At 70.8% G+C, this 12,072-nt stretch carries 10 protein-coding genes; 3 read left to right on the forward strand and 7 right to left on the reverse strand.

Annotated features, from left to right (window positions below; translation table 11 throughout):
- Window positions 1–97 precede the first annotated feature (97 nt).
- The 6 genes from lnt to ACWEKR_RS13570 form a co-directional block, all read right to left on the reverse strand.
- On the reverse strand, window positions 98–1,780 hold the full coding sequence (lnt, locus tag ACWEKR_RS13545) for an apolipoprotein N-acyltransferase (protein WP_452354910.1): 1,683 nt from the start codon (window positions 1,778–1,780) through the stop codon (window positions 98–100).
- Window positions 1,781–2,995: 1,215 nt separating this feature from the next.
- Window positions 2,996–4,594, reverse strand: a complete 1,599-nt coding sequence (locus ACWEKR_RS13550) for an amidohydrolase (protein WP_452354722.1) — start codon at window positions 4,592–4,594, stop codon at window positions 2,996–2,998.
- Between the two features lie 40 nt (window positions 4,595–4,634).
- Window positions 4,635–4,892, reverse strand: a complete 258-nt coding sequence (locus tag ACWEKR_RS13555) for a ribbon-helix-helix protein, CopG family (protein WP_195090500.1) — start codon at window positions 4,890–4,892, stop codon at window positions 4,635–4,637.
- 56 nt (window positions 4,893–4,948) lie between these two features.
- On the reverse strand, window positions 4,949–5,431 hold the full coding sequence (locus ACWEKR_RS13560; protein WP_452354723.1) for an FxsA family protein: 483 nt from the start codon (window positions 5,429–5,431) through the stop codon (window positions 4,949–4,951).
- A 92-nt stretch (window positions 5,432–5,523) separates the two neighbouring features.
- Window positions 5,524–6,183, reverse strand: coding sequence for a response regulator (locus tag ACWEKR_RS13565; protein WP_159844273.1), 660 nt, complete (start codon window positions 6,181–6,183; stop codon window positions 5,524–5,526).
- Between the two features lie 125 nt (window positions 6,184–6,308).
- Window positions 6,309–7,478, reverse strand: coding sequence for a sensor histidine kinase (locus ACWEKR_RS13570; RefSeq protein WP_452354724.1), 1,170 nt, complete (start codon window positions 7,476–7,478; stop codon window positions 6,309–6,311).
- 105 nt (window positions 7,479–7,583) lie between these two features.
- On the opposite strand from ACWEKR_RS13570, the gene ACWEKR_RS13575 reads away from it, so the two are divergent.
- Window positions 7,584–8,351 (forward strand): TSUP family transporter, encoded by a 768-nt coding sequence (locus tag ACWEKR_RS13575; RefSeq protein ID WP_452354725.1) that lies wholly within the window; start codon window positions 7,584–7,586, stop codon window positions 8,349–8,351.
- Here ACWEKR_RS13575 and ACWEKR_RS13580 read toward each other — a convergent pair whose 3' ends face one another.
- Window positions 8,352–8,999 carry a TetR/AcrR family transcriptional regulator gene (locus tag ACWEKR_RS13580; protein WP_324198372.1) on the reverse strand — a complete coding sequence of 216 codons (648 nt, stop codon included), beginning with the start codon at window positions 8,997–8,999 and terminating at the stop codon, window positions 8,352–8,354.
- Window positions 9,000–9,161: 162 nt separating this feature from the next.
- Here ACWEKR_RS13580 and ACWEKR_RS13585 point away from each other — a divergent pair, with 162 nt between their 5' ends.
- A complete protein-coding gene (locus ACWEKR_RS13585; protein WP_452354911.1) occupies window positions 9,162–10,685 on the forward strand; it encodes a TldD/PmbA family protein in 1,524 nt (507 codons plus the stop codon).
- Window positions 10,686–10,753: 68 nt separating this feature from the next.
- On the forward strand, window positions 10,754–12,070 hold the full coding sequence (locus ACWEKR_RS13590) for a metallopeptidase TldD-related protein (RefSeq protein ID WP_452354912.1): 1,317 nt from the start codon (window positions 10,754–10,756) through the stop codon (window positions 12,068–12,070).
- The last annotated feature ends 2 nt before the right edge of the window (window positions 12,071–12,072 follow it).

Consider the following 12,072-nt stretch of genomic DNA (forward strand, 5'->3'; position numbering starts at 1 on the left):
GCGAACAAAGCGCAACTCAATTCCGTACCATTACTTTCGGGCCGATGGGGGACGGAACAAACCTGACGTTCGGTTATCGGTGGCCGGGTGGGGAGTGTTACCGATTGCCGGCAGTGCTCCGAGCGGGTCGCGGAATTTCGCGCGCGGAGCGCCGCCGGAAGATGGCCGCCAGCGCCGCCGAAGCCGTCAGGATAACGAAAAACCGCTCCGGTGCCGGGCCTATTCGCGTTGCGAGCGTGTTGTCCGTGCGCAACGGCAGCTCGTCGACCAGGGCGGCGGGCACGAATAACGAGGTTTCCTGCCGCACGGTGCCATCGGCGGCGATAATGGCGCTGACACCCGACGTGGCCGCGACGACCAAGGCCCTGCCGTGCTCGACAGCACGGATGCGGGACATGGCCAGCTGTTGATATGTCATCTCGCTGTCACCGAAGGTGGCGTTGTTCGTGGGCACGGTGAGCAGCTGGGCACCGGCCCGCATCGCGTCTTCGAACGCCCGGTCGAAGGCGACCTCATAGCACGTCGCGACGCCGATGTCGATACCCGCCGCGCGCACCACACCGTCACCATGTCCCGGCACGAAATATCCCGCACGATCGGCGTATTCGGAGAAACGACGGAAGAAGCCGCGCATCGGCAGGTACTCTCCGAACGGCTGGATGATCTTCTTGTCGTGCCGCTCACCGGGGCCGCCCGCGCCGTTCCACACCATCACCGAGTTGGTCGTGGTCCGATCCGGGTTGATCAGCACGGCACCGACCAGGATGGGTGCGCCGATCCGCTCGGAGGCCGCGGTGATCAGGGCGGCCGCGTCGGCGTTGCGCAACGGGTCGATATCCGAGGAGTTCTCCGGCCAGATCACCACATCGGGCCGCGGCGCGCGGCCCGCCGCCACCTCATCCGCCAGTTCTTCGGTGCGCCGGACGTGGTTGTCCAGCACCGCACGCCGTTGTTCGTTGAAATCCAGCCCGAGACGCGGCACGCTGCCCTGGATCGCCGCGACCGTGACCATCCTGTCGCCCTGGTCCGGATCCGGCAGCGCGGATCGGAGCAGCAGACCGGAGAGCGGCATGACGAGCACGGCGAAAGCCACAGCGGCGTACCCGAGTCGGGTCACGGGGATGTGTCGGTGCACCGGTGTCGCGGTAGTGCCGCCGGTCTCGGCATCGGCGGGCCGGCGCCCGTCACCGGCGGGGCGCGCCGACCACAGCAAGGACGCGAATGCCGCCGCGCCGGTTCCGGTCAGCGCGACCGCGAACCCGACGAGCGGGGCGCCACCGACCGCGGCCAGCGAAAGGAACCAACCGTCGGCCTGGCCGAAGGCCAAACGGCCCCATGGGAAACCGCCGAACGGGAAACTCGACCTGCCCCACTCGGCCGTGGTCCAGGCCAGGGCCACCCAGAGGGGCCAGCCGGGCAACGTGCCGACGAGCCGGGCGAGCAGGCCGAAGAAGCCCAGGTACAGCGCGCAGACGGTGGACAGCGCCAGCCACGGCAGTGGACCGACATAAATGCCCGTCCACGGCAGGAGCGGAACGAAAAACCCCAGTCCGGCCAGGAATCCGTATCCGAAACCCGCCCGCAGCCGGCCGCCGCCACGTACGGTGAGAGTCAGTACCGCGATGCCGACCGGGGCGAGAAACCACCACGGCCGGGGCGGGAAGCTACCGAACAACAGCAGGCCCGCGAAGATGGCCGCGACCGAACGCGCCGCCACTCGGTGCCCACGAAGCACGCCGGACACCTGCCGTACCGATCCGAGCACTCGTTCTCGCACCATCACTCGGCCACTGTCCGCCATCGGGCCGGCGATCGCCAGTCCGCCGCTGACTGCCTCCCCGCCGGTCCGTACGAGGCGGACCGGCGGGAACCTCCCCTGGCCCGTCGATCGGCGGAACCCGGCCTACGCCCAGACGCGACGTTCGTCACACTCGATATCGTCGCCGTCATGCTCTGCGGGCGCGCGCAGACCTCGACGCGCCGACGGTGTCGCGTCGGCTGTGCGGTAGCGATTGCACGTCCCACAACGGATTCGGTGGAAGAGCAACGCAGAAAACCGCGGGCCACCACCGAGCCGGAGTCACGAGGCGTCCACCCGGTAATCGCCGCGAGCCACCGGATCGTTAACCGTCGTTCCTTCGAAGTCGGCGCCCCGACGGTCCCACGGCGGGCAGATCCCCGAGTTCCGGCGGGAACCAGGGAACCCTCAGTCTGCGGTCGCGGCAGGTCGACAACCCGTTCGGCCGCGGGACGTCGGCGACTCCCCGCTCGGCACGAAACGAACTCGCGGCGCATCGGAAGCCACTCGGCGACCGGCGACAATCCGGCTTCTACCTGCGCGGTCACCTCGCGCCGCGGCAGCTTCGTCCGATTTGCCGTGCGCGTTCCCCCGGAGACCTCCTCCGATCGGCCCCCCTGACGCTCACGACTCCGGCTCCGGCATTCTCGGCTGACACTCAGTGCCACATCGCCTCCAGTGCGGTACCGCAACTTCCGGGTCGTAACACAGTCCGAATGCAAGAGGCTCCGCCGATGCGCTTGGACCGTAATTGTCTCTACGGAAAGGGCGGTGACAGCCACGGATGGGCCCATGCGGATCAGGCGCCACGAAGCCGACGCCGACCTGTCACCCGCCGGTCGCCGCAGCGCAGTGCCGAGCGGATCGACGAGCCGGCCGCATCCTCGGCACTCGGCGTCCGCTGCGACGCTGCCGTGCCCGAATTCCCGCCCTCGGCCACGGCGCGGAAGAAACATGGTTACCGACTCGGAACGGCTGCGGCCCACACCGTGCACTCCGTCTTCCGGCGCACGCTCCGTCCCGGATGCCGGGCGGGTGCCGAGCGTCGGCCGAGAAGCCCGGCTGCGCGGGTCGGCCGAGCTGCGGTCGGTGGCGCCGGCGCGATATACGCAGGTCCCGCCGGGCCGCACGTGGCGACGTACGGAAGCCCCGGACGCGGAACGGTCGGGAGCCACCATGGGCTCCGCGGTCGTCCGCTCATTTCGCATAGATCGTCACCCCGCGGTGGACGGTGCGCAGGCACGTGGGCAGCGGCGCGCAGGCATCCAACGCGGGCAGCCCCGGCACGCGCGAGCGCGGGTCGGTGGACCAGCGCTGCACCGAATCCGCGGCCGCGGTGACGACGAGTTCGCCGGCATCCCAGATCGCGTACGACGCGGGCGCTCCGGGCGCCAGGGTGCCCGCGACTCCGTCGCGAACGCCCCCGGCGCGCCAGGCGCCGCGGGTGGCCGCGGCGAAGGCGGCGCGCGGGGACAGGCCGTGGCCGGGTGTGCGGTGGTTGGCCGCGGCGCGTACCGCCGCCCACGGATCGAGCGCCGTGACCGGGGCGTCGGAGCCGATCGCGAGGGCGACGCCCGCGGAGGCCATGGCGGCGAACGGGTTCAGCGTCGCGGCGCGCTCGGCGCCCAGCCGCGCGGCGTACATGCCGTCCGATCCACCCCACGCGGCGTCGAATCCCGGTTGCACACTGGCGATCACACCCCAGCGCGCGAGACGTGCTATGTGCTCGCCGTCGAGCAATTCGGCGTGCTCGACGCGATGCCCGAGCGCCGCGATCGCGGGACCCCCCAGTTCGGCGGCCACCCGTTCGACACCGGCGACGACGGCGTCCATGGCGGCGTCGCCGATCACGTGGAATCCGGCCTGGATACCGGCGACGGTGCAGGCCCGGACGTGGTCGCGGATCGCGTCGGCATCGAGATAGCTTCGCCCGCAGCCTGATTCGTCGGCATAGGGTGCGCGTAGCCACGCCGTGCGCGATCCGAACGACCCGTCCACGAACAAATCGCCGCCGAGGGCGTGCACGCCGAGGTCACCGATGAGGGCGCGGGCGTGCTCGGCGCTGCGCACCGCCTCGCCCCAGTAGGCCCGCACCTGGACCCCGTGCTCGAACTCGAGCAGTTCACGGACGTCGTCGCGGCCCGCGATCTCCGGGCCCGCGCATTCGTGGACCGCCACGACCCCGTGCGCGGCGGCGTGGTCCAGTGCCGCGGCACGCGCTCGATCCCGTTGTGCCCGTGACAGACTCGCCAGCGCGGCGGCGCGCACCACGTGGTGGGCGGCGGCCCGCACCGGCTCGCCGCGGATGAATCCGTCGGCCACCGCGAGCTCGGGCAGTCCATCCAGCAGCGCCGAGGACGCCACCGCCGAATGCGCGTCCACCCGCGAGAGGTAGACGCGCCTGCCCGCACCGGCCGCCGTGTCGATCTCCTCGACCGTGGGCGGCCTGCCCTCCGGCCAGGTTGTCTCGTCCCAGCCGTCACCCAGCACCGTCCCCTCCGGGTGCGCCCGGGCGAACTCGCGCAGCAACCGCAGGCAGTGCTCGAGCGACCGGGCGGCCGAGAGATCGAGCCCGGTCAGCTTCAGGCCCAACGCGGTGACGTGCACGTGCGGATCGACGAACGCGGGCGCGACGAAGGCGCCGTCGAGGTCGACGACCTCGGCGTCCGGATGCAGCGCGCGACCTGGTTGCTCGGCGCCCAGCCAGACGACGGTCCCGTCGCTCACCGCCATCGCCGTGGCGTCGGGCGAACTGGCACTGTAGAAACGACCGCCGATCAGCAACTGGGTACTCACGAGGCACCAGTCTGCCGTATGGCCGTTCCGGCGGTTTCGGTCAGCCGTTCAGCACGGGGTGACGCGCCAGATCCTCCGGCTGCGCCAGCACCGCCATTACCTCCGCGTACTCCGGCGGCGGCGACCCTCCGGCACGCCCGGCCGCCGGGGGCAGGCAACCCGCCTCCACGGCGATCAGCTCCAGCCGCAACGCCGCGGCCGCGAATCCGGAAATCGACTGTCCCGCAGCCGCCGCCGCTCGTTTCACCGCGGCGGCCAGCTCCTCGCTCACCGTCACGGTGAGTTGCTCGGTGGCCATCGCGCCACGATAGCCCGTCGCGACGCCACACGGAACCGGGTGCGCCGACTTCGCCGTCAGGGCGCGCTGATCGCGCGGCGCGCGGCGCCCTGGCCGTCGTCGTACCACTGCCCCACCACGACGCCGTCGACCACTTCGCCGCCGTCGACGACCACGCCACGGTAGGGAGCCGTCGCGACGAGCCTGCGGAAGCGCCGTGCGGCGAACGCCGTGACCAGGGGCCGTACCAGCAACCGTGTCGGCGGCAACAGCAGGAGCAAGCCGAACACCGACGTGACCAGGCCGGGTACGAACATCAGCACCCCGCCCGCCGCGACCAGGGCGCCGTCTGCCACGGCGGTCCCTGGCGCCACTTCCCCGCGCGCGGCCCGGCGGAACTGCTCGAACACCCGCCGCCCCTGCGAGCCGACCAGCAGCATGCCCGCGGCCGACCCGGCGATGAGCAGCAGGATGGTCGGCAGCACGCCGATAAACTGACCGACCGCGACCAGCGCGGTGACTTCGACGACGACGTACAACACGAACAACAAGGCGGGCATGGCGATCCTTTCGGACGATCTACCCGGTCAACGTCCCGCACCCGGGTTTTGCTCCCCGATTCGCCTGATAGGTCGCTGAGATCCGTCTCGCCTCAGCCGCCGGGACGCACCAATCCGGTCTCGTAGGCCAGCACGACCGCTTGAACGCGGTCGCGCAGACCGAGTTTGGTGAGCACCCGGCCCACGTGCGTCTTGACCGTGGCCTCCGACAGGTACAACTGTTCGGCGATCTCGGCGTTGGAGCGTCCGGCGGCGATCTGCTCGAGCACTTCACGCTCGCGGGCGGTGAGTACGTCGAGCACGCCCGGGTCGCGGGTGCGCGCCGGGTTCTCCGCGATGAGCCGGTCCAGCAGACGCTTGGTGACCTTCGGCGAGACCACGGCGTCACCGGCGGCGACGCTGCGGATGGCCGAGACGAGATCCTCGGGCGGAGTGTCCTTCAGCAGGAATCCGCTGGCTCCGGCGCGCAGCGCGCCGAGCGCGTGCTCGTCGAGATCGAAGGTCGTCATGACCAGCACCCGGCTGCCGTGCCCTGCCTCCACGATCCGAGTGGTGGCGACGACCCCGTCCACCACGGGCATCCGCACGTCCATCAGCACCACGTCGGGTCGCAGTTCGGCCGCGGCGGCGACCGCGGCGGCGCCGTTGGCCGCCTCACCGATCACGTCGATGTCCGGGTGCGCGCCGAGCACCATCTTCAATCCCATCCGCATGAGTTCCTGGTCATCGACGACGAGAACGGTGATCGGCACGTCCCCAATGTAACGTGAATGCCTCGGCGCACCGGACGAGCTGCCCGGGACGACCCCCGCGCCGTCGGCCGACCATCTTGCGCCGCAGCGGTTTACGGGGCTGGCGCGGGGGCTGGTGATCAGGCTCACTCGGCGAGGCCGGGCCGCAGCGGGATGCTGGCGTGCACGCGCCAGGCTCCGTCGGCGGCGCGGCCCGCGTCCAGACTGCCGCCCAGCACGGCGACGCGTTCACGCATCCCGACCAGGCCGAGACCGCTGCCCTTGATGCGCGCCGAGTCGTGCGGCGAGACCCCGCCGGTGTCGGTGACGTCGATCAGCACGTCGGCGTCGGTGCGGCGCACGCGCACCCACGCCTTCGGGTGCGGCCCCGCGTGCCGCAGTGTGTTGGTCAGCGATTCCTGCACGATGCGGTGCACGCCCAGACTCACCTCGGGGGCGATGTCGTCGAGTTCGCCGCTCAGCTCGAGCTCCACGGCCAGGCCGGTGCCGCGCATCATCTCCACGACCTTGGCGATGCCGGCGGTGCCGTGCTGGGGCAGTTGATCGGGAGCGTGCTCGGTGCGCAGCAGGGCCACGGTCCGGCGCAGTTCCCGCAGCGCTTCGCGGCCGGTGCCCGCGATGGTGCCGAGCGCCTGTTCGGCCGCGTCCGGGTCGCGGCGCAGCGCGTACTTCGCGCCGTCGGCCTGCACGATGATGACGCTCACCGCGTGCGCCACCACATCGTGCAACTCCCGCGCGATACGGGTGCGTTCGGCCGCGACGGCGTCGTGCGCGCGACGCTCCTTGTCGTAGTCGGCGACCGCGAGCCGGGCCGCCACCTCGGTGTCGTAGGCGTGCCGCGCGCCGATGAACTCCGCGAGCGTCCAGCACAAGGCGTAGAACATGACGGTGAACACGCCGTCGGACCCGGCGGGTTTCCCGATGGCCACGATCGACAACGCGAGGTCCACCACCAGGCCGAGCCCGTACCACAGTCCGGCCCGCCTGCCGACGTAAGCGACCAGCGTGTACAGCATGATGCCGTGGGACAACTGCGCGATGTGGTCGGCGTTCTCCTCGGCGAGGAAGCCCACCAGCGTCTCCGTCAGCGATAGCGCCAAGGTGAGAGCCGCCATGGCCCGGGGGTACACCCGCCGCAGGGTGAGCGGTAGCGGCAGCAGCACCCCGACGGCCAGGTAGGCGAGCTTGTTGTGGGCGTTGCCCACACCGATGACCTCGAGCAGCACGAAAACCGCCGCCAGCACCGAATCGGCCACGACGGGCTTCCCCCGGAGCCACAGACTGAAACGACGCACGGGATCAGCCTAGGTGCGACCGGCACGCGGGCAGGACGGCCCGGCGCAGCGGTCTGCGCGAGCACACCCGGCGCGCCCCGATCCGGGGTCTGGTTGTCTGACGTCGTGGAGATCGGAGACTGGGCGGCTTTGTTGACGGCGGCGACGGCCGCGGGCTGGGTGGACGCGGTGGTAGGCGGCGGCGGGCTGATCGTGCTGCCGACGTTGTTCGTGGTGGCGCCAGGTATCGCGCCGCAGACCGCGTTGGGCACCAACAAGCTCGCCGCGGTGGCCGGGACCAGCGCGTCGGTCCTGACCTTCGCGCGCAGGGTGCCGATGCACTGGCGGATGTTACTGCCCGCAGCGGTGATCGCCGCGGGGGCGGCCGCGGTGGGCGCGGCCGCGGTCTCGCTGATCGACCGCGAACTGTTCATCCCGATCGTGATGGTGGTGCTGGTCGGCGTCGCCGTGTTCGTCACGCTGCGCCCGTCGATCGGCGTCACCCTGGCCACACATCCGCCCACCCGGCGCAAGGTGGTTCTCACGATCGCGCTGGCGGCCGGTCTGATCGGCTTCTACGACGGGCTGCTCGGGCCGGGCACCGGCACCTTCCTCATCATCACCTTCGCGACCTTGCTGGGCACCGAGTTCGTCCGGGCCGCCGCCATGGCCAAGGTGATCAACTGCGGATCCAACCTCGGCGCTCTGCTGTTCTTCGGGGCGACCGGGCACATCCTGTGGGCACTGGGCGCGGGAATGGCCGTCGCGAACGTTCTCGGCGCCGTGGTCGGCGCGCGCATGGCGCTGCGCAAGGGCGCCGAGTTCGTACGCATCGTCCTGCTGGTGGTCGTGATCGGGATGGTGCTCCGTCTGGGCTGGCAGCAGTTCGGCTGATCAGCCCACCGGTTCGGCGTGCTGGGTGGCGAGCCAGGGCCGCAGCACCTGCGAGGTCGTCTCGTGAATCCTGCGCTGCAGGCGCTCGGCGTCCTCCACACCGGCCACCGGCTGTTGGAACAGCACCGTCAGCGCACCCGACACCGCGCCGACGACCGCGCCGACCAATGCGGCGGCGCCGACCTCGTCGAGTTCGGCGGGGAACGCCTTGTGCAACTGTCTGGCGATCTCACGCTGAGTGACCAACTGGGCATGCGCGGCGCGGCCGCTCACCGCGGGGACGGTCCGCGAGACCTCCGCGCGCAGCGCTCCGATCCGGGCGTACAGATCGTCGACGAGGTGTTCACCGGGATTGTCGCCCGCGGCACGCAACGCGCGCAGCAAGACCTCCACCGGGCGTTCCGCGGGACGCCTGCCCGCGATGGCCACCACCGCCGCGCGCACCCGCTCGTCGGATTCGGGAAAGAGCAGCTCTTCCTTGCTGGCGAAATAGTTGAAGAACGTGCGGGTGCCGACGTCCGCCGCGGCGGCGATGTCGGCCACCGTGGTCTCCTCGTAGCCTCTGGTCTCGAACAGCTCGGCTGCGGCTTCCAGGATGGCTCGGCGGGTACGTTCGCGTTTGCGGTCACGAAGGGCGGATGGCGGCACGCGGGCACAGTACGGCATCCGGCGAGCAACACGCCGTAGGCGCGAGTGTCGCGCGCGCCGTTCACCTGCGCCGCTCCGCATCCGGTGCGCACCGGCACGCGATGCGGTTTCACACAGTGTGCGATCACCGTGCGGGCACCGACTAGGTTGGTGCGGGTGAGCATCGCGACTTCCAGAGACGTGGACGCCGAGTTCCTCGACCTGCCCCTGGCCGCGCTCGCCGACGCCGCCCTGGCCGCGGCTACGGCAGCCGGTGCCGAGCACGCCGACCTGCGGGTGCATCGCCTGGTCACCCAGTCGATCCGGTTGCGCGACGGCCGGGTCGAGGCCGTCACCGACAGCACGCGGCTCGGCTTCGCCGTGCGGGTGATCGTCGACGGCACGTGGGGTTTCGCGTCGCACGCCGCGCTGACTCCCGCTACCGCCGCCGAAGTGGCGCGCACGGCGGTCACCGTCGCCACCTCGCTGCGCGCCCTCAACCGCGAACGCGTCGAGCTCGCCGACGAGCCGCGCTACGCGGGCGCGCGGTGGGTCTCGGAGTACGACATCGACCCGTTCGCCGTGCCGACCGGTGAGAAACTCGGCCTGCTGCAGGACTATTCGGAGCGCCTGTCGCGCGCCGACGGGGTGGACCACGTCACCGCGAGCGTGCTGCAGGTCAAGGAGCAGACCTACTACGCCGACACCGCGGGCTCCTCGATCACCCAGCAACGGGTGCGGCTGCACCCGAGCCTCGAAGCGATCACGGTGGACACTTCGGCGGGAGTGTTCGAGTCGATGCGCACGCTGGCCGCGCCCGCCGGCCGCGGCTGGGAGTACGTCACCGGCGCCGACGGCGTGTGGGACTGGGACGGCGAACTCGCCCGGATCCCGGAATGGCTGGCCGAGAAGGTGAAAGCGCCCAGTGTGCAGGCCGGGCCGACCGACCTCGTCGTCGACCCGACCAACCTGTGGCTGACCATCCACGAATCCATCGGCCACGCCACCGAGTACGACCGGGCCATCGGCTACGAATCCGCTTACGCGGGAACCTCGTTCGCCACGCCGGACCAGCTCGGCATGCTGCGCTACGGCACCCCGATCATGCACGTGACCGGCGACCGCACCGAATCGCACGGGCTGGCCAGTGTCGGCTACGACGACGAGGGCGTCGCCGGGCAGCGCTGGGATCTGGTCCGCGATGGGGTCCTGGTCGGCTATCAACTGGACCGGGTGTTCGCGCCGCGCCTGGGTTTGCCGCGGTCCAACGGCTGCTCGTACGCGGACTCCGCGCATCACGTGCCGATCCAGCGGATGGCCAACGTCTCGCTGCAACCCGATCCGGACCGCGACACCAGCACCGAGGAGCTGATCTCCCGCGTGGAGGAGGGCCTGTACATCGTCGGCGACAAGTCGTGGTCGATCGACATGCAACGCTACAACTTCCAGTTCACCGGGCAGCGGTTCTTCCGCATTCGCGGCGGCAAGCTGGACGGCCAGGTGCGCGACGTCGCCTACCAGGCCACCACCACCGATTTCTGGGGTGCGATGGAAGCTGTGGGCGGCCCGTCGACCTGGCAGCTCGGCGGTGCGTTCAACTGCGGCAAAGCGCAGCCCGGCCAAGTCGCCGCGGTCAGCCACGGCTGCCCGTCGGTTCTGGTGCGCGGCGTCAACATTCTCAACACCCGGACGGAGGCAGGCCGGTGAGCGACGATCTGTTTCCCGCGAGCGTGACCGTCGAGCGGGCGCTGGCGCTCTCTCGCGCCGACGAGGCGATGGTGATCGTCCGCGACGAGCACGAGGCGTCGCTGCGCTGGGCCGGGAACTCCATGACCACCAACGGGTCCTCGGTGTCGCGGGACTGGGCGGTGATCTCGGTGTTCCGCGAGGGACCGACCCTCGCCCGCGTCGGCACCATCGCCTCGACCAGCGTCGACCCGGAGGACATCGAAGCCGTCGTGCGCGCCAGCGAGGCGGCGGCGCGCGACGCCGAACCGGCGCGCGACGCGATGCCGCTGCTGGAGCCGGATACCGTCGACGACGACTGGACCGCGCCGGCCGGTGGCACCGGCATCGACGTGTTCACCGGCTTGGCCGACGGCTTGGCCCACGGCTTCGACAGCGCCGACCGCCTCTACGGTTTCGCTCACCATCAGATGCACACCACATGGCTGGGCACCTCGACCGGCGTCCGCAGGCGCTTCGTGCAGCCCACCGGTTCGGTGGAGATCAACGGCAAACGCGGCGAGGGCGCGGAGCTGGCCAGCGCGTGGGTCGGTGTGGGCACCGCGGATTTCACCGACGTCGACGTGTCCGGCCTGCTCGCGGACCTGTCCCGCCGCCTGGACTGGGCCAAGCGCAGGGTCGAGCTCCCCGCGGGCCGCTACGAGACGTTGCTGCCGCCCTCGACTGTCGCCGACCTGATGATCTACCTTGCGTGGTCGATGGAGGGCCGGGGCGCGCACGAGGGCCACACCGCGTTCGCGCGGGCCGGCGGTACCCGGCTCGGCGAGCGTTTGAGCGAGCTTCCCCTCACGCTCTACTCGGATCCGCATGCTCCCGGGCTGGAATACCGCCCGTTCGTGGCGGCGACCGCGTCGTCGGAATCGATGTCGGTGTTCGACAACGGCTTGACCGCCGACCGGGTCGACTGGCTGCGCGACGGCGTGATCTCCGCGCTGATCTATCCGCGCGCCACCGCCGCCGAGTTCGACGCACCTGCCACGGTTCCGGGGGAGAACCTGCTGCTCACCGGCGGTTCCGAGGCCACCATCGACGACATGATCGCGCGCACCGAACGCGGCTTGCTGTTGACCACGCTGTGGTACATCCGCGAGGTGGACCCGGCCACGCTGCTGCTCACCGGGCTCACCAGGGACGGGGTCTATCTCGTGGAGAACGGCGAGGTGACCGCGGCGGTGAACAACTTCCGGTTCAACGAGAGCCCGCTGGACCTGCTGCGGCGAGTAAGCGAGGCGGGCGCAACCGAGCTCACGCTGCCGCGCGAATGGAAGGACTGGTTCACCCGCACCGCCATGCCGCCCTTGCGGATTCCCGACTTCCACATGTCGTCGGTGAGCCAGGCGACCTGACG

This window comes from Nocardia sp. NPDC004573, assembly GCF_053602135.1.